Below are 16,163 nucleotides of genomic sequence, written 5' to 3'. Positions count from 1 at the left end.
CTCGACAAATACCTGTGTGCGACGCAACATAGCTTCAACAAAAAGCGCCCCGGCGCAACAAATGAAAACGGAGATGGCCATGTCCACCGCAGCGCTTCCGGCGGCAGAAAATCGGGAAACCCTTCAAGAACGAACGGAGGCGGCCGTAAACACCCTCGACCGGCTGCTCACTCTCGCAGCGCAGCGTGTGCGCGAGCTGGTGACCCAGGACGGCCGGATCTCGTCGACCCGGATGGAACAGGAACAGCGGGCCACGCACGGCCTCGCCTGGCTGGCGACCTATGTCGAGGCACTGCGCCAGCTGGATGCCTATGCGCGCCGCCTGTCGGGTGAAGGCCGGTACGGCACTCTGGAAGACCGGATCGTCCAGCTCGGCTTTGCCGAATACCTGGCGCAGATCTTCGGCGGCATTCCGATGAACCAGGGCGAGTTCGTGCGCCTCGCCGATCTCGGGATCTCCTTTGCTGAAACCCAGGAGTTTCACACGCCCGAAATCGCATCGCTGATCGACACCGGCAACACGCCGGAGATCCGTGCCGAGATCACCAGCCTGATCCGCGACCAGGCCGGCCACTCCACTTTCGGCGATCCGGGTCTCGACGAGACCATGGAGCAGATCCGCAACGAGATGCGCCGCTTTGCCGAGGGCACCGTCGTGCCCCATGCCCATGAGTGGCACCTCAACAACGAGTATATCCCGCTGGAAGTCATCGAGCAGATGTCCGAGCTCGGGGTCTTCGGCCTGACGATCCCTGAGGAGTATGGCGGGCTCGGCCTCGGCAAGGAGGCCATGTGCGTGGTCTCCGAGGAGCTTTCCCGTGCCTATATCGGCGTCGGCTCCCTCGGCACCCGCTCCGAAATCGCAGCCGAGCTGATCCTGTGCGGCGGCACAGAAGAGCAGAAACAGCATTGGCTGCCGAAAATCGCGTCCGGCGAGATCCTGCCGACCGCCGTCTTCACCGAGCCCAACACGGGCTCGGACCTGGCCTCGTTGAAGACCCGCGCGGTCAAGGACGGCGACACCTGGAAGGTCTCGGGCAACAAGACCTGGATCACCCATCCGGTGCGTGCCGACATCATGACGCTGCTCGCCCGCACCAATCCGGACGAGCCGGGCTACAAGGGTCTGTCGATGTTCATCGCCGAAAAGCCCCGCGGTACGGATGAAGATCCGTTCCCGGCCGAAGGCATGAGCGGCGGTGAGATCGAGGTGCTCGGATATCGCGGAATGAAGGAATACGAGATCGCCTTCGACGGCTTCGAGGTCAAGGGCGAAAACCTTTTAGGCCAGGTCGAGGGCGAAGGCTTCAAGCAGCTCATGCAGACCTTCGAGGGCGCCCGCATCCAGACAGCGGCCCGAGCGCTCGGCGTTGCCCAGTCCGCGCTCGACCTCGGTTTGAAATACGCCGAGGAACGCATCCAGTTCGGCAAGGCGCTGATCCACTTTCCGCGCGTCTCCGACAAGCTGGCGCTGATGAGCGTGGAACTGATGATCGCCCGCCAGCTGACTTATTTCTCGTCCTGGCAGAAGGATTCGGGCAAGCGCTGCGATCTGGAGGCCGGCATGGCCAAGCTGCTCGGCGCTCGCGTCGCCTGGGCAGCAGCGGATAACGCCCTGCAGATCCATGGCGGCAACGGTTTTGCGCTGGAATATGCCATTTCCCGCGTGCTCTGCGACGCACGCATCCTCAACATCTTCGAGGGCGCCGCGGAAATCCAGGCCCAGGTCATCGCCCGCCGCCTGCTGGAAACGCGTGGCAACGCATGAGCAATGAAAGGCGGCATCGCCGCCTTTCCCTTTCCGGAGCGGTCTCCCGCTCAAAATCGTCATCCTGAGTGTCTGGCCCGAAAGTGATGGCCGGCACGAACTCATGAACAAGCAGTCCATCCATCGAGACAGCGCTAAGCGCTTCCTCTGGGTGACGGTGTTTTTTGTTTCGCGCAGTGGGCTGAATGCCTGACGCTTCTATTCCACCGTCACGGTGATCTTTTCCGACATCACCGGCGGGTTGTGCGGAATGTGGGTCCAGTCGCCAAGCACCAGCTGCAAGGTGTGGATGCCCGGCGTCAGCTCGATGCTGGTTTCGGTCTGACCGCCGCCGAAATGCTTGTGATGATCGTCGGCCGGGATCGGTTCATCCAGTTCTTCACCCTCAATTGCCTCGTCGATGATGAGGTGGTGGTGGCCGGTGTTTTCCTTGTCATCCACACCGGCCGGGGCAACCCCCATGCCGGCAAGCCCGAACTGGATCAGCACGGGGCTTTTCACCGTGTCGCCATCCTTCAGATTGATGAAATAGAGTTTCGCGCCGTCCGGCGCCGGCGTTTCTCCCGCCGCTGCGGGCAGGGCAAAGGCGAGCGATGCCGCAAGTGCAATCAGGCTGGATTTCATGATGATTCTCCCTATCGGTGTTGGACCCCAATCCGCCTACAGGTAGCAAGATGCGCCCAATGGCCCATTGATGAAAGTGACATGGATCACATTTCTGGCCGGCCGGGCAGTTGACCGGGTCAAAAGGCAAACATCAGCTCGTGACGGCCGGCGCTTCCCATCCCTCGCGTGGAACCATAAGGCCCGCGACGCGTTTTCAGCACATATCCGGTCCGATGGCCGGGTTTGGGACCATAGACATACAAGGGCGACACCATGATTCATCACGGTTTTCTCATCGCGGCCGACCGGTATGACGACATCCTTCAGGAACGCATCCGAACACGCGAGGCACGGGACTGGAAACGCCTGGCCTTCGGCTTTGGCCTGAGCGGCATTCTGCTGTCGCTGCTCGCGCTCACGTTTCTGCTGGGTTACTGAGCCGTAAGCCCTGCGCCAAGTGACAGACAGGAGCATAAACCATGACCAGCCACATCACCGGACAGATCTCTGAAATTCTCAAGGACGATACGCGATCCGCAGCCGCGCGCATCGAAGCGCTGCTGAAGCTGCGGGAGGACGCGCGCGCGCTGCAACGTGCGGCCACCGAAAGCCCGATGGGCAACGACGATGCCGCGGATTCCGGCCTCAGGGAAATCGACCGCGCACTCGCGAAACTCGGGCACCGCGACAATGCCCAAAAGGACGAGAACAGTGCCGCAACCCTTTAGCGGAAGGCCCGCTCACTGCTCCGACAATTGAACCGGCAAGCGCCTGATCCTATCTTAAGACGAGGAGAAGGCAGGCACCGTCATGAACACAACCTTTCAAGACATGGGCTTCGACCCCGAAATCCTTGGTCCCGAAGACGAGCAAAAAATCACCATCCGGGAAAAACTGCTGGCGACAGCCAAGAAGGCTGCCCGGCAGGTGCCGTTCATGGAAGACGTGATTGCCGGCTATTATTGCGCGCTCGATCCGTCAACGCCGACCAAGGTGCGCGCCACCCTGTTGGCGGCGCTTGCCTATTTTGTGCTGCCGGTGGACACCATTCCCGATTTCATCCTCGGCATCGGTTTCGGCGATGACGCCACCGTCCTGATGGCGGCCTTCGCCATGATGCGCAGCCATATTCGCAACGATCACTATGACGCCGCGCGCGAAGCGCTCAAGGACGACAAACTTTAGTCAGCCTGGTCATCGGGCTGTTTTGCGCCTCTGCGCCTGGCTCTGCCGTGCCACCCACCGGAACTGCGTCCGGCGATCAGCCAATAAATCGCACCGGCCACGAACCCGGCGGCCAGGGCGACCGCGCTGCCCGGTCGCAAATCGGCCGTACCGACCTCTTCCCCGAGCGTCCAGAGCGCGAAGGCCAAGGCCCCAGCGGCGCCGACGTGAAAGATGATGCTGCGCAAACGGGCCGCCTCCGCCAATCCGATCAGGACAGTTGCCGGGACCAGGGCGGTGGCGCCGACAAGGCTTGCGGTGACCAGTCCGGCGCCGATTGTTGCGGCAAAGCCGACCGGATCGGTTTCCGGTGTCCCGCCCCGGAAAAAGCCCCAGGAAAGGAACAGCCCGCACCCCAGAACGGCCGCAATGAAGCCGATGACCACTTTCAGGAGTTGATAAAGAAACTTTCCGCCGTCCAAACCACCGGTCCTTCTTGAACTGAATGTGCTGCCGTCTTGCTTGATCTCGCACCGGCCGGATTGCAACTCTATGCAACGGGAGCTCTGGAGCCGTATCAAAATCGGGTCAGTGTCCGTACCAGGGCCGGATTCACGGCTTGCACCCAGAAGAACCGCTGTTTTCGGTTGACTTTTTGCCTGTTTCGCAGGAGCTTAGGGGATGGCGTCAGGCCATGCACGCATTATCTCCTTGGTACTGTAGTCCCGAGGCTTTTCGTGTAGGCACCGAGCCAAATTCTGACGTCACATTGAAACCATAGAGGAGATTGCGACCATTCGCCGTCCGTTCCGCGCCCCGCCTCCTACGAAGGAAGGCCCGCGCACAAACCAAGAAATTCGCGTACGCGAAGTCCAGTTGATTGACCATGAAGGCGCCAACCGCGGCGTCATTCCGACAGAAGAGGCGATGGGCATCGCCATGGATGCCGGTCTGGACCTTGTTGAAATCCAGCCAAACGCCAATCCGCCTGTCTGTAAAATCCTGGACTATGGCCGGTATAAGTACCAGGCCCAGAAGAAAGCCGCAGAGACCCGCAAAAAGCAGAAGACCGTCGAGATCAAGGAGATCAAGATGCGTCCGAACATCGACACCCATGACTATGAGGTGAAGATGAGGAACATGCTGCGTTTCTTCAATGACGGAGACAAGGTGAAGGTCACGCTCCGCTTCCGGGGCCGCGAAATGGCGCACCAGGACCTCGGCATGAATCTTTTGAACAAGGTTCGCGAGGAAACCAACGAAATCGCCAAGGTCGAATCCGCGCCCAAGCTGGAAGGCCGCCAGATGGTGATGGTGCTCGCGCCGATCAAATAGGCAACAGCACAGTTCGAGAATTTCGAAACCCCGCTTCGGCGGGGTTTCTTGTATGCCGGCGAACCGGACCTATCTGCCCGAAGGATACATTTGCAGCAGATACTGGACGTCGACTTCATTGGCAAAGGCATGTGGCCGCGACAGCACCAGGTCGCGCAGGCAGTCCTGATACGATTGCCGGTCTTCTGTGGCCCTGGCCTTCTGCCTGCCTCTCTCCTTACCGGATAGCAGGCTGTTCAGCCGCACGTACCAACCGAACAGGCAGGCATCGCCGCGGCGCCTTGTTGAAAGTGCGGACATCTCCAGGCTCCTTTGCATATTCAGCGTTCAGGAATGGTACGGCGCAGCACATTCGGCTGGTATCCGTTGCAATGTTGTGTTGCTCTACAGAAATGAAGAGCCGTATCTCGAATTGGACGGACATTCAGACTTTTCTTGCGGTGTATCGCGAGGGATCGACGCTGGCGGCCTCACGCTTGCTGGGACTTGCCCAGCCGACCGTTGCCCGGCGGATCGAGATCCTGGAACACCATCTGAACCTCCCCCTCTTTGAGCGCGACACACGCGGATTTCATCCCACTGGTCATGCCAGGGCCCTTCTTGCAACGGCGGAAGCGGTCGAGGCCGCCATAACGGACTTGGAAAAAGAGGCGAGCGGCCTGGCGTCTCCAGGACCGATACGCATCACCGCCTATTCCGCGAACTTTTCACCGCGCGTCAAAAAGATCTTCAACGAGTTCACGACAGGCCACCCCGGGGTAAGGCTGGAATTCCTGCCGGGCATGAAAATGCTGGATCTGGAAAAGGGGGAGGCGGACATTGCCTTGCGCCTCACGCGCACACCGCCTCCAGCCGATCTTATCTGCAGAAAGATCAGCACTGCGCAATATGCCCTCTTCGGGTCCCGGACCTACTCTGCAAAACATGGACTGCCGGATTCCCTGGACGATCTGGCAGGCCACTCATTCGTGACATTCGAGCGCGAGGATGTTTCCAAGGTCATGCATTCCTGGTTGCTGGATCACGTCGCTCCGGAGCAGATCGCCCTCTCCTTCAGCGAGTTCGAGCTGATGCATGCCGCGATCCAGTCGGGCATGGGTCTGGGCATCCTGAACCTGAAGCTTGTCGAACAGGACACCGACCTTGTCCGCTGCTGCGATCCCATCGAGGAATTGTCGGCGGAGCATCTCATGCTGATTTCGAAACAGGCCTACAAACGCCCGGAAGTGCGGCAGTTCACGAAATTCTTCGCGCCCCGCTATACGGCGCTTTTCAAGGACGAAACCTGACGGCAGCTTCGCGGCGGCTTCGAAGTAAAGTGCCAGCCCCAAAAAAGTCCTTTCAGCTGCGCGGACCTTGAGCTGCCCCCAAGATCTCTGGCATTTCCAGGGCAAACGAGTCGCGGATCTCCCGTCAGAAACAGGCCCGCCACCCTTGGCGCTGACCTCCCGCAATTCGCCCCCCCCGGCATGGACGGCACATGTTTGCCACCCAGCACATATCTCACCGCCCCCTTCAAAGGGGACGGCCCGGCAGCTTGGAAACTGCCGGGCCGCATGACTGACTGGAGGTTTGGAGGTCTTCAGCCAGGTAAGCTGTCGTCCGATCAGAACGTGCGCTGCATACGAACACCGAAGAGGAGTTCGTCCGTGTCGCCCTGATTGTCGATGTCGACATTGGCGTAACCAACGTCCGCACCCATCACGAAACCGGACACCGGCGACCACTGCACGGAGCCGTCGATGGCGTAGCGGGTGACGTCGTTGAGGCCGGCGGCCGCGTCGATATCGGCGTAAGAACCGTCAATCGCAAGGCCGACCGTCTGCGTTGCCTGGATATAGGCACCGGCGGACAGCGAGTAACCCGTGGAGGTGTCGCCGCCATTGTAGTCGGCTACACCGTCATAGGTGGTGATGTAAGCCAGCGCGCCGTCGGCATAGAAGCCCTGGAAGAACACGTTGGAACCGGAATTCGCGAACGGCAGGTTGATGCTGGCACCACCGCCGACGGCCCAGCCGAGCTCGTCTTCGCCGCCATTGGCGCGGTTGTTGGCAGTGTTCGGATAGACCTGGTGCAGGGCACCGGACAGCTGTGCGTTACCCCAGCCCTGGGAGACGCCAAGCGCGGCGACAACGTCCGGCATGCGGGTACCGCCATAGGAACCGTATTCACGCTCGGACCGGTCTTCCAGCGCGAGGGTCGCGGAGAAGCCGTTGCCGAACGCGGCGGTATAGGCGATCTGGTTGGTGGTCACGTCGGACCAGTCGCGATCGACAACACCGATGAAAGCCTGACCGGTATAGATGTCGAAGTTCGACGTCAGACGGCCGGCTGTCAGGCCGCCCCACTGGATGTAGGCGTTTTCAAGCGTGGTCGAGGTCGCACCGTTGGTGTTGGTGGAATAGATCGACACATAGGACCGCAGCGTGCCGAATTCGGTCGCCGTGCGAGCGTCAAGGTAGACGTAACCGCGAGCCAGCCAGGAATAGCCATCGGCGTCGCGATCGCCGAACGCACCGTCTTCCAGAACGTTGTTCACCACGAACTGGGTCCGGACACGGCCGCCGACACGCAGGCAGGTTTCGGTGCCCGGGATGTAGTAGAAGCGCGCGCCATAGGCATCGCATACACGCACGTAGTCCACCGGCTCCGGAGCGACCGGGAGGTCGGCCGCCTGGGCAGTGGTTGCAGCCGCCACGGAGGCAGCAGCGAGCATCAAGCTCTTGAGTTTCATTTCGTTACTCCAGTTTCGGTTCCGCGCTGGGGGAAGGGGGATTGCAAATACTTTAATGCGATCCGCTGCGCGAATTTATCAACTTACACATATTGAGCTTTACATCACCCAACTTGGTGTCAGCGCCCCTAAAAAGACAATCCAATCGTCTTTCCGCAAGCGTAAAAATTTCGAATCCGAACATTGAGACTTGGAGTCATATTTTTACAACACATTGATTAACATGCTATTTTTTTGATCATTCACTTTTTGAACCGCCCCCTTGAACACATTGGAAACGGACCCCATATGACTGCCTTTTTCATTACTAACGTTTACTTGAAAATATTTCGAACAAATTTTGACAGCTAGTCTTCTTGCGCATTGAAAAACCGCCCTTCGAGTGCTTCGACGGCGACCTTGAATCGGTCAAATTTGGCTTAAAATGAGAATGCACTTGTCGTACTTGTTAGGATTTGTTGGAAAAATTAGAAAAGTTTCCGCTATCCAGTGCGCCGTGCAACGAATTTCTTGCGTATTACAGACAGCACTCGAGCGAGACCGGGTTGCCCGCCCCTTTTTTCGTGTTTCTGACATTTTATTTGTAATTTTTTGTATCAGTACTTGAAAACTGAAGTCGTGAAACAAATCTATTTAGAGCCCATGCCCAATCGGATATCCGGGCGAATCAGATGCATGCATCCTCCCCCCGTAACAAGGAGCCTCCATGCTGGAGCCAGAAGAGGGAAAAGATGTCCAGGCCGCCAGTCTCGTGGAGCTGACGGCGGATATCGTCTCGACCTATGTCACCAACAATGCCATTGCGAGCGGGGAGCTGACCGGCCTGATCCGCGACGTGCACGGCGCTCTTGAAAAGGCCGCGACCACGCAAAGACCTGCGGAAGCCCCCGTTCCCGCTGTCCCGATCAAGAATTCGGTGACGCCGGAATTCATCTACTGTCTGGAGGACGGCAAACCGTTCCGCTTCCTGACCCGTCACCTGAAGACCAAGTACAATCTGACACCGCAGGAATACCGTCGGAAATGGAACCTGTCGGCCAATTACCCGATGGTCGCGCCCAAATATTCAGAAAAACGCGCGGAAATGGCGAAGGAATCGAAACTCGGCCACCGGCGCGGCTGATCCGTGCCATGCGGCATACGCAAACCGTTCGAAGACCCCGCCCTTGCGGGGTTTTTCGCTTACTGGCGGTGGTCCCGACGATATTGGTCCCGGAAGGCACCCGGCGTCAGCCCTGACAACCGTGTGAACAGCCGCACAAAGGACGGCGGGTCGTTGTAACCGACTGCGAAGCAAATCTCCGAGACGCTCTGCTCGGTATCGATGAGCAGATCGCGCGCGCGCTCGATCCTGAGTTCCTGCAAATAGGTCTTCGGCGCAAGGCCCGTAGCGGCCTTGAACCGCCGCAGGAAGGACCGGCCAGGCAGGCCGCTTGCCTGCGCGGCGTCCGCAACAGTTACGGCTTCTTCCCGATACCGCTCCAGGAAATGCTGCGCTTTCAGGACGGCGGTATCGCCATGGCGCAGACCGGGCAGGAAACGGCGGAACCGGCGCTGATCGCGGCGACGGAAGTCGACGATGAAATGACGCGCGGTGTCCACCGCGACCCCATACCCCAGAAAACGCTCCACCAGCGCCAGCGCCAGATCGACCCAGGCCATCAACCCGCCGGCGGTGACGAGGTCGGTATATTCGATCAGGAGCTGGTCCGTATCGAGCCACAGGTCCGGATAGTCGGTCTTCAGCCGCTGCTCCAGGCCCCAGTGGGTCGTGACCTTTCGTCCGCCGGCAAGACCGGCCGCTGCCACGAAACTCAGCCCGGTGCAGGCCGAACAGACCACGGCGCCGTTCCGGTGCTGGGTTTGCAGAAACGCGGGCAGATCGGGCGTTTCCTCCGGCTGGAACGGCCCCATGGAGGGCGGCAGGATCACCGCGTCATAGGCAGCGTCGCTCTTAGGAAAATCTTTCAGAACCTCGACATCGACGGTGCCCTGCCCTGCCTGCCCGGCAAATCCCAACACATCCTGAAGGCCAAGCACGGCCGATTGAAGAGCGCCCCGATAGGCGAGGACGGCGATTGTGATCGGCTTTGTCATTTGGCTGATTTAGCACATTCTTTGTCATTTGCGCCAATCGTCTCCTCACCCGGCGCAACCTAGTCTCCTGAGCAACAGCAATTCGAAGGAGACCCAGATGCTTGATACCGATATCGCGCCCTGCCCGACCGCCGCTACGACCGTTGGCGATCTCACCGTCACCGCGCTGCCGGACGGATACCTGGACATTCCGGCGGCTTATTTCTCAAATCTCACGCCGGAAGAAGCTGAACGCGTCACGCCGGCTGCCCGCTTCGGCGCCAACACCTGGCTGATCGAAGCCGGGGACCGCAGGATCCTTGTCGATGCCGGCTCAGGTCACTGGCTAAAGGAGCGCTTTCCGGCGAGCGGCGCCCTGGATTGGGCGGGAGATGACCGGGCCAGGGACCGGGCAGACATCACGGATATCATCGTCACCCACATGCATGCCGATCACATCGGCGGCCTTGTCGCCGGAGCCGCAAGTCTCTTCCCGCAGGCGGAAATTCATGTGCAGGCCGTCGAGTGGGACTTCTGGACCGATGAGGCTCTGCCGACCTCCGCACCGGAAGACCGGCGCCCGCTGATTGCGCTGATCCAGTCCCTGGCCGCGCCGCTGAAAAATCAGATCCGGCTGCATTCCGGCGAAACGGATCTTGGCCACGGCATCCGCCTTGCCCCCGCTCCCGGCCACACGCCGGGCCATCAGATCGTGCATCTGTCCTCGGGGCCTGACCAACTCCTGCTCCTGGCCGACACAGTTGTCTCGGACGCGCTGCAATTCGCCAACCCGGAAGTACGCTACGCCCTCGACAGCGACCCGGACCAGGCAGCGGTGACGCGCAAGAAGCTGTTCGAGCGGCTAACCGCCGACGGCATTCCGTTTGCAGCAACGCATCTGGCAACGGAGAATTTCGGAGTGCTGAAACGTCTGGGCGAAGGGTTCTGCTTCCAGCCCCTTTAAAAGCTGACGCCACGCGGCTTCCGCAACAATCTCTCCAACCGTCATCCCGGCCAAGCGCAGCGCGAGCCGGGATCGGGGAGCCACGACCAGCAGAAAGTCCCTCGGCTCTCCGGTCCCGGATCTTCGCTGCGCTCCGTCCGGGAAGGCGGGCTGAGGGGGGAGCTACAAACAAAAAGCCCCGGCCGAAACCGGGACTTTGATCTTTCCGGAGCAGCGGATTCAGCCGACGCTGACCCAGCCGCCTGTGTCCGCCGAGGCGAAGATCGCGTCGAGGATCCTCATGTTCTGCACCGCGTCCTGCGCACCATAGGGCAACGGCGCCTCTCCCAGGATTGCCCGGCCGAACACATCGGCGAGTTCGGCATATTGATCGCACGGCGCGATGATCTCGGAGCGCATGGCGCCGTCGCCGAGAATCGAGCCATCGTCGAGGCGGATCTGAACCGCCTCGCCCTGGGGCGCGTTGAACGGGATGACGATCTCCAGGCGTTTTTTGGTGCCAACCAGCTGGATGCGCTGATAGGGCGTCAGCTGGGTCGAGACCGAGAAGGTCAGATGCCGGTTGTTGCCGAAATCGATGAGGGCGCTGGTCATCCGGTCAGTGCCGAAATCCGGGTCCCGGTCGATCAGCGAGACAACGCGTGCCGGTTCGGCGTCGAAAAAGAACCGCCCGGCCAGCATGGTGTAACAGCCGATATCGAGCAGCGCTCCGCCGCCGATATCCGCCTTGTTGCGGATGTTTCCCGGATCATTGTTGAAATAGCTGAAGAAGGTCTGGATCGCCTTCAGCTCGCCCAGCGCGCCGGAGCGCACGATCTCGCGCGCTCTGAGCCATTGAGGGTGGGCCCGCACCATGAAGCCCTCGGCGACCAGCTTGTCCTTGGGCAGATCGAGCAGCTGCCGGGCTTCGTCCGCATTGAGAGCGATCGGCTTTTCGCACAGCACATGCTTGCCGGCATTGACTGCCTGGACCGTGACCGGGACATGCATGTGGTTCGGCAACGGATTGTAGATGGCATCGATCTCCGGATCGGCGAGCAGATCCTCATAGGAACCATAGGCCTTCTCGATGCCGAGGTCCTTGGCCGCGGCCTGCGCCTTGTCCAGCCCGCGGGAGGCGATGGCATAGGCAACGCCGGTCGCGGAGCGCTGAATGCCGGGAATCACCTTGTCCAAGCCAATTTTCGCCGTCGAAACGATGCCCCATTTGATCTTGTCTGCCATTTGCGCGCTCCCGTTTCGGCGTTGGTTCACTCGGTTACCAGGTGATAGTCCCGGATTTCCCGTTCTTTCATCACATGTATGCCGTCTGACGGCGCCGCTGACAATGTGAACCAGTAGAAACGATCGTCGCCAAGCATCGCTTCGGTGTAGCTCCGGGCTTCGTCATGGGCCGGGCTGTCCTTCGGATAGTCGGCGCCGTCCCGTGTCCCGTCGTCCCAGGAATGCACGCCCAGAACCGCACCATCGCCGATGGTGCGCTGAACACCGGCCAGGAAAAGATCGACGCCGCCGGAATAGATCTCCGCCCCGGCGGGCACATGGGTGGCAAGGCCCAGTTTCCGGACACGGTAGCCGAGCCGGACATTGGTGGCATCGTCGCTGGAGCCGGAAATATCGGTCAGAACCAGCGTGGTGATCCCGGGAAAGGCCCGGTAGAGATCGTCGAACTGCTCTAGGGTCTGTGGACAATTAGGATTTGGTCTTGGTTTGGATGCAAATGGCTCAATTTCCAGAAGCAAAGGCGCGGGAAGGGCCGGCCCTTTCAAGCCTTTGCGACGCCGAAATGAGCCATTTGAGCCAAATCCCCATTGCCAATATCTGGGGGGACGCAGCGGATTTCGGTTTCGCGTGCGTCGGAAAGTCCTTGTGGTGTCGACACCACTGCGGACTTTCCTCCTGCTCGAAGACCGAAATCCGACAAGCGCCAAGACCGAAACCTAATTGTCCACAGACCCTAGGGTCAGAGCGTTGATCTCGCCGCTGAGCACCAGTGTATCGCCTTGCACGTCGAACCGGGTCGTCGGGATGGCATTGGCGAGATAATCGTCGGTCACCCTGGCACCGGCGACAAATCCGGCAACCAGAAGCATGAAGAACGCGACGGCCAGCCAGAAGGCGGGCCGCCGCATCAGAGGGGGGCGTTCTTCGCGAAACAAGAGCGGCCGCGATCAGAATTTCTGCGGCACGTAGAGATGCTCCGGCAGCACCTTGCGTTCGTAGTCCTGATTGTAGACCCGCTCAGGCAGGTGGATCGGATCGTGCGGCACATCTTCATACGGGATCATCGACAGCAGATGATTGATGCAATTGAGACGCGCCTGCTTCTTGTCGTTGCCCTCGACGATGAACCACGGCGCTTCGGGAATGTTTGTACGCTCGAAGGTCTCTTCCTTGGCCTTGGTATAATCTTCCCAGCGCACGCGAGACTCCAGATCCATCGGCGACAGCTTCCACTGCTTCAGCGGATCGTGAATGCGCATCAGGAAGCGCAGCTGCTGTTCCTCATCCGTGATCGAGAACCAGTACTTGATCAGGCGCACGCCGGAGCGCACGATCATGCGCTCGAATTCCGGTACGTCGTTGAAGAACTGCTCCACCTGATCCTCGGAGGCGAACCCCATCACGCGTTCGACACCGGAGCGGTTGTACCAGGAGCGGTCGAACAACACCATTTCACCCGCAGCCGGCAGATGCGGCACGTAGCGCTGGAAATACCACTGGGTCTTTTCTCGGTCGGTCGGCGCCGGCAGCGCCACCACACGGGCAACCCGCGGGTTGAGGCGTTGGGCTATGCGCTTGATCACCCCGCCCTTGCCGGCCGCGTCGCGGCCTTCGAAGACGATGACGATCTTTTCGCCGGTGTGCTGAACCCAGTCCTGAAGCTTCACCAACTCGGCCTGAAGGCGCAGCAATTCGTGGAAGTAGGTGTTCCGTTCGAGCGGCGACTTGTGTTTCTTTTCCGAAATGAAGGCGAGATCCTTGGCGACCAGCAAATCGTCGATCTCCATTTCAAGCTCTTCATCCAGGCTGTCCGCCCATTCGGCCTCAACCCAGGTCTTTGCGCTCTCTTCGCTCATCAATCGGTCCCTCTAAATATTCCGGTAAAACGCTCGCATGACTGTGAACAGGTTATCCATGTAAGTTTTTTGACACTGGCCCCTCTTCGCAAGTCATTCTTTGATCTGGCCCCCTCATTCCGAAAAAAGACACTTGTAAATGAATGATCGTTCATTTACTTTTCACATTGAGGAGGAGCAAAATGGCAAACGCCGCCGCAAAAACGCAGATCCGCGGCCCGTCCAGGCCGAAGGGACAGGAAACCGCCGCGCGGGTGCGTGAAGCGGCCCTGAAACGCTTTGCCGCGTCCGGTTATGCCGCTGTCTCCATGCGCGAAATCGCTGCCGATGTCGGCGTCCGTCCCGGCGCGCTCTACAATCACTTCCTGACCAAGCAGGACATCCTGAAGGACCTGATGCTGTCGCATATGGCCGATCTGCTGGAGGCCTGGGACAGCTGCGACCTTGGTTCGGACATGGACCCGCTGGAACGGTTCGTGCGCTTCCACATCCGCTACCACCTGGAAAAGGCGGACGAGGTGTTCATCTCCTATATGGAGCTTCGCAATCTCGAGCCGGAGAATTTCGACGTGGTCGAAGCCGAGCGCCGCCGCTACGAGGCCATCCTGACGGAGATCCTGCTCGAGGGCGCTGCCGCCGGACGGTACGCGGTCGCGGAACCGAAGGTGGCGACCCGCGCGATCATCGCCATGCTGACCGGCATACCGAGCTGGTACCGCGCCGGCGGGCGGCTTTCAAAACAGGACATCGAAGAGCTTTATCTTGAACTCGCGCGCAAGGCCGTTGCGCCCGACGCCCCCCCATCCTTGACGGGAGACCGGATGACATGAGCATCCTGAAATCGAGCCTTTCGCCCAAATCCGAACAATTCACCGCCAACAGGGCCGCGCATGAAGCCGCCATGGACGCGGTCAAGGCCGCCGCCCGGACCGCCCTTGACGGCGGCGGCGAGAGCGCCCGCCAGCGCCATGTCTCCCGTGGCAAGATCCTGCCGCGTGAGCGCGTTTCGCGCCTGCTCGATCCGGGCTCGCCCTTCCTGGAAGTCGGCATGCTCGCCGCCCACGAGATGTATGACGGTGCGGCACCGGCCGCCGGCATGATCGCAGGCATCGGCCGGGTCGAAGGCCAGGAGGTGATGATCCTGGCCAACGATGCCACGGTGAAGGGCGGCACCTATTATCCGATGTCGGTCAAGAAACACCTGCGCGCCCAGGAAATCGCCCAGGACAACAACCTGCCCTGCATTTATCTGGTCGACAGCGGCGGCGCCAACCTGCCCAATCAGGACGAGGTTTTCCCGGACCGGGATCATTTCGGCCGGATCTTCTACAACCAGGCCAACATGTCGGCCAAGGGCATTGCCCAGATCGCCGTCGTCATGGGCTCCTGCACCGCCGGTGGCGCCTATGTTCCGGCCATGTCCGACGAAACCATCATCGTCAAGAACCAGGGCACGATCTTCCTGGCCGGCCCGCCCCTCGTCAAAGCCGCGACCGGTGAAGAAGTGACGGCAGAAGATCTCGGTGGTGGCGACGTGCACACGCGCCTCTCCGGCGTGGCCGATCATCTCGCCCGCGACGACGCCCATGCGCTGGCGCTTGCCCGCCGCGCCATTGCCAGCCTCAACCGGACCAAGATTTCATCCGTGGCCCTGCAGGCACCGGAAGACCCGCTCTACGATCCGGAGGAAATCCTCGGCGTCGTGCCGGCGGATCTGAAAACGCCCTATGACATCCGTGAGGTGATTGCGCGCACGGTCGACGGCTCGCGCTTCGACGAATTCAAGGCGCGCTACGGCACCACGCTGGTCTGCGGCTTTGCCCATATCCACGGCATGCCCGTCGGCATCATCGCCAACAATGGCGTGCTCTTCTCCGAAAGCGCGATCAAGGGCGCGCACTTCGTCGAGCTCTGTTCCCAGCGCAAGGTGCCGCTGGTTTTCCTGCAGAACATTACCGGCTTCATGGTCGGCCGCAAATACGAGAGCGGCGGCATCGCCAAGGACGGTGCCAAGCTGGTGACGGCGGTGGCGACCACCTCCGTGCCGAAGATCACCATGCTGGTCGGCGGCTCCTTCGGCGCCGGCAATTACGGCATGTGCGGCCGCGCCTATTCGCCCCGTTTCCTGTGGACCTGGCCGAACTCGCGCATTTCGGTGATGGGCGGAGAACAGGCCGCCGGCGTTCTGGCGACCGTTCGCCGCGACGGCATCGAACGCAAGGGCGGCTCCTGGTCCGCGGACGAGGAACAGGCCTTCAAGCAGCCGATCATCAACCAGTTCGAGGAACAGGGCCATCCGCTCTATGCCACCGCCCGGCTCTGGGACGACGGCATTGTCGATCCGCGCAAAACCCGCGACATTCTGGGTCTCTCCCTATCGGCGGCACTGAACGCGCCGATCGACGACACCCGCTTCGGTCTGTTCCGGATGTAAGC

19 protein-coding genes are annotated in these 16,163 nt (G+C 60.5%); 10 read left to right on the top strand and 9 right to left on the bottom strand.

What is annotated here, in order from left to right; translation table 11 throughout:
* Positions 1–79 precede the first annotated feature (79 nt).
* Positions 80–1,768, top strand: coding sequence for an acyl-CoA dehydrogenase family protein (locus M0H32_RS10080; protein WP_248153488.1), 1,689 nt, complete (start codon positions 80–82; stop codon positions 1,766–1,768).
* Positions 1,769–1,966: 198 nt separating this feature from the next.
* Here M0H32_RS10080 and M0H32_RS10075 read toward each other — a convergent pair whose 3' ends face one another.
* Entirely contained in the window at positions 1,967–2,392 is a 426-nt protein-coding gene (locus M0H32_RS10075; RefSeq protein WP_248153486.1) for a DUF4399 domain-containing protein, read from the bottom strand.
* A 255-nt stretch (positions 2,393–2,647) separates the two neighbouring features.
* On the opposite strand from M0H32_RS10075, the gene M0H32_RS10070 reads away from it, so the two are divergent.
* The 3 genes from M0H32_RS10070 to M0H32_RS10060 all read left to right on the top strand — a co-directional run bounded on the left by M0H32_RS10070 (position 2,648) and on the right by M0H32_RS10060 (position 3,559).
* Positions 2,648–2,812 carry a hypothetical protein gene (locus M0H32_RS10070; protein WP_248153485.1) on the top strand — a complete coding sequence of 55 codons (165 nt, stop codon included), beginning with the start codon at positions 2,648–2,650 and terminating at the stop codon, positions 2,810–2,812.
* Between the two features lie 41 nt (positions 2,813–2,853).
* Positions 2,854–3,102: a hypothetical protein gene (locus M0H32_RS10065; RefSeq protein ID WP_248153484.1), complete on the top strand. Its 249-nt coding sequence runs from the start codon at positions 2,854–2,856 to the stop codon at positions 3,100–3,102.
* An 82-nt stretch (positions 3,103–3,184) separates the two neighbouring features.
* On the top strand, positions 3,185–3,559 hold the full coding sequence (locus tag M0H32_RS10060) for a YkvA family protein (protein ID WP_248153483.1): 375 nt from the start codon (positions 3,185–3,187) through the stop codon (positions 3,557–3,559).
* Here the strand turns inward: M0H32_RS10060 and M0H32_RS10055 are convergent.
* Positions 3,556–4,020 carry a translation initiation factor IF-3 gene (locus M0H32_RS10055; protein ID WP_248153481.1) on the bottom strand — a complete coding sequence of 155 codons (465 nt, stop codon included), beginning with the start codon at positions 4,018–4,020 and terminating at the stop codon, positions 3,556–3,558. The genes M0H32_RS10060 and M0H32_RS10055 overlap by 4 nt on opposite strands.
* A gap of 313 nt (positions 4,021–4,333) precedes the next feature.
* On the opposite strand from M0H32_RS10055, the gene infC reads away from it, so the two are divergent.
* Complete coding sequence (infC, locus tag M0H32_RS10050) at positions 4,334–4,873, top strand: translation initiation factor IF-3 (protein ID WP_248153557.1); 540 nt, start codon at positions 4,334–4,336, stop codon at positions 4,871–4,873.
* A gap of 69 nt (positions 4,874–4,942) precedes the next feature.
* Here infC and M0H32_RS10045 read toward each other — a convergent pair whose 3' ends face one another.
* On the bottom strand, positions 4,943–5,173 hold the full coding sequence (locus tag M0H32_RS10045; RefSeq protein ID WP_248153480.1) for a hypothetical protein: 231 nt from the start codon (positions 5,171–5,173) through the stop codon (positions 4,943–4,945).
* Between the two features lie 71 nt (positions 5,174–5,244).
* Here M0H32_RS10045 and M0H32_RS10040 point away from each other — a divergent pair, with 71 nt between their 5' ends.
* Entirely contained in the window at positions 5,245–6,162 is a 918-nt protein-coding gene (locus M0H32_RS10040; protein ID WP_345779327.1) for a LysR family transcriptional regulator, read from the top strand.
* 317 nt (positions 6,163–6,479) lie between these two features.
* Here the strand turns inward: M0H32_RS10040 and M0H32_RS10035 are convergent, their stop codons facing one another.
* The gene (locus M0H32_RS10035; protein ID WP_248153477.1) at positions 6,480–7,607 is read right to left on the bottom strand and encodes a porin; all 1,128 of its coding nucleotides are present in this window, start codon (positions 7,605–7,607) and stop codon (positions 6,480–6,482) included.
* Positions 7,608–8,313: 706 nt separating this feature from the next.
* Between M0H32_RS10035 and M0H32_RS10030 the strand changes: the two genes are divergently transcribed.
* Positions 8,314–8,730: a Ros/MucR family transcriptional regulator gene (locus tag M0H32_RS10030; protein ID WP_248153476.1), complete on the top strand. Its 417-nt coding sequence runs from the start codon at positions 8,314–8,316 to the stop codon at positions 8,728–8,730.
* Positions 8,731–8,789: 59 nt separating this feature from the next.
* On the opposite strand, the gene M0H32_RS10025 is transcribed toward M0H32_RS10030, so the two are convergent.
* Positions 8,790–9,704 carry a GlxA family transcriptional regulator gene (locus M0H32_RS10025; RefSeq protein ID WP_248153474.1) on the bottom strand — a complete coding sequence of 305 codons (915 nt, stop codon included), beginning with the start codon at positions 9,702–9,704 and terminating at the stop codon, positions 8,790–8,792.
* A 97-nt stretch (positions 9,705–9,801) separates the two neighbouring features.
* Between M0H32_RS10025 and M0H32_RS10020 the strand changes: the two genes are divergently transcribed.
* On the top strand, positions 9,802–10,647 hold the full coding sequence (locus tag M0H32_RS10020) for an MBL fold metallo-hydrolase (RefSeq protein ID WP_248153473.1): 846 nt from the start codon (positions 9,802–9,804) through the stop codon (positions 10,645–10,647).
* A 219-nt stretch (positions 10,648–10,866) separates the two neighbouring features.
* On the opposite strand, the gene M0H32_RS10015 is transcribed toward M0H32_RS10020, so the two are convergent.
* From M0H32_RS10015 to ppk2, 4 genes are all read right to left on the bottom strand, one after another.
* The gene (locus M0H32_RS10015; protein WP_248153471.1) at positions 10,867–11,871 is read right to left on the bottom strand and encodes a Gfo/Idh/MocA family protein; all 1,005 of its coding nucleotides are present in this window, start codon (positions 11,869–11,871) and stop codon (positions 10,867–10,869) included.
* Between the two features lie 26 nt (positions 11,872–11,897).
* On the bottom strand, positions 11,898–12,416 hold the full coding sequence (locus tag M0H32_RS10010) for a COG3904 family protein (protein WP_248153470.1): 519 nt from the start codon (positions 12,414–12,416) through the stop codon (positions 11,898–11,900).
* A 171-nt stretch (positions 12,417–12,587) separates the two neighbouring features.
* Positions 12,588–12,779 (bottom strand): hypothetical protein, encoded by a 192-nt coding sequence (locus tag M0H32_RS10005; RefSeq protein WP_248153469.1) that lies wholly within the window; start codon positions 12,777–12,779, stop codon positions 12,588–12,590.
* A 39-nt stretch (positions 12,780–12,818) separates the two neighbouring features.
* On the bottom strand, positions 12,819–13,727 hold the full coding sequence (gene ppk2, locus M0H32_RS10000; RefSeq protein ID WP_248153467.1) for a polyphosphate kinase 2: 909 nt from the start codon (positions 13,725–13,727) through the stop codon (positions 12,819–12,821).
* A 182-nt stretch (positions 13,728–13,909) separates the two neighbouring features.
* Here ppk2 and M0H32_RS09995 point away from each other — a divergent pair, with 182 nt between their 5' ends.
* Together M0H32_RS09995 and M0H32_RS09990 are read left to right on the top strand one after the other, a co-directional pair.
* Complete coding sequence (locus M0H32_RS09995) at positions 13,910–14,557, top strand: TetR/AcrR family transcriptional regulator (RefSeq protein ID WP_248153466.1); 648 nt, start codon at positions 13,910–13,912, stop codon at positions 14,555–14,557.
* Positions 14,554–16,161, top strand: a complete 1,608-nt coding sequence (locus M0H32_RS09990) for a carboxyl transferase domain-containing protein (protein ID WP_248153465.1) — start codon at positions 14,554–14,556, stop codon at positions 16,159–16,161. Before M0H32_RS09995 ends, M0H32_RS09990 begins: the two co-directional genes overlap by 4 nt.
* The last annotated feature ends 2 nt before the right edge of the window (positions 16,162–16,163 follow it).

Source organism: Roseibium sediminicola, assembly GCF_023156505.1.
GTDB classification, from domain to species: Bacteria; Pseudomonadota; Alphaproteobacteria; order Rhizobiales; family Stappiaceae; genus Roseibium; species Roseibium sediminicola.
Note: the sequence above shows the minus strand (reverse complement) of the source record. Positions and strands in the feature narration are given on the sequence as shown.

Bases quoted from the DNA above. Each gene is read 5' to 3' on its own strand.
- M0H32_RS10080 (WP_248153488.1), top strand. From the start codon at position 80: ATGTCCACCGCAGCGCTTCCGGCGGCAGAAAATCGGGAAACCCTTCAA.
- M0H32_RS10075 (WP_248153486.1), bottom strand. From the start codon at position 2,392: ATGAAATCCAGCCTGATTGCACTTGCGGCATCGCTCGCCTTTGCCCTG.
- M0H32_RS10070 (WP_248153485.1), top strand. From the start codon at position 2,648: ATGATTCATCACGGTTTTCTCATCGCGGCCGACCGGTATGACGACATC.
- M0H32_RS10065 (WP_248153484.1), top strand. From the start codon at position 2,854: ATGACCAGCCACATCACCGGACAGATCTCTGAAATTCTCAAGGACGAT.
- M0H32_RS10060 (WP_248153483.1), top strand. From the start codon at position 3,185: ATGAACACAACCTTTCAAGACATGGGCTTCGACCCCGAAATCCTTGGT.
- M0H32_RS10045 (WP_248153480.1), bottom strand. From the start codon at position 5,173: ATGTCCGCACTTTCAACAAGGCGCCGCGGCGATGCCTGCCTGTTCGGT.
- M0H32_RS10040 (WP_345779327.1), top strand. From the start codon at position 5,245: ATGTTGTGTTGCTCTACAGAAATGAAGAGCCGTATCTCGAATTGGACG.
- M0H32_RS10035 (WP_248153477.1), bottom strand. From the start codon at position 7,607: ATGAAACTCAAGAGCTTGATGCTCGCTGCTGCCTCCGTGGCGGCTGCA.
- M0H32_RS10030 (WP_248153476.1), top strand. From the start codon at position 8,314: ATGCTGGAGCCAGAAGAGGGAAAAGATGTCCAGGCCGCCAGTCTCGTG.
- M0H32_RS10025 (WP_248153474.1), bottom strand. From the start codon at position 9,704: ATGACAAAGCCGATCACAATCGCCGTCCTCGCCTATCGGGGCGCTCTT.
- M0H32_RS10020 (WP_248153473.1), top strand. From the start codon at position 9,802: ATGCTTGATACCGATATCGCGCCCTGCCCGACCGCCGCTACGACCGTT.
- M0H32_RS10015 (WP_248153471.1), bottom strand. From the start codon at position 11,871: ATGGCAGACAAGATCAAATGGGGCATCGTTTCGACGGCGAAAATTGGC.
- M0H32_RS10005 (WP_248153469.1), bottom strand. From the start codon at position 12,779: ATGCGGCGGCCCGCCTTCTGGCTGGCCGTCGCGTTCTTCATGCTTCTG.
- ppk2 (WP_248153467.1), bottom strand. From the start codon at position 13,727: ATGAGCGAAGAGAGCGCAAAGACCTGGGTTGAGGCCGAATGGGCGGAC.
- M0H32_RS09995 (WP_248153466.1), top strand. From the start codon at position 13,910: ATGGCAAACGCCGCCGCAAAAACGCAGATCCGCGGCCCGTCCAGGCCG.
- M0H32_RS09990 (WP_248153465.1), top strand. From the start codon at position 14,554: ATGAGCATCCTGAAATCGAGCCTTTCGCCCAAATCCGAACAATTCACC.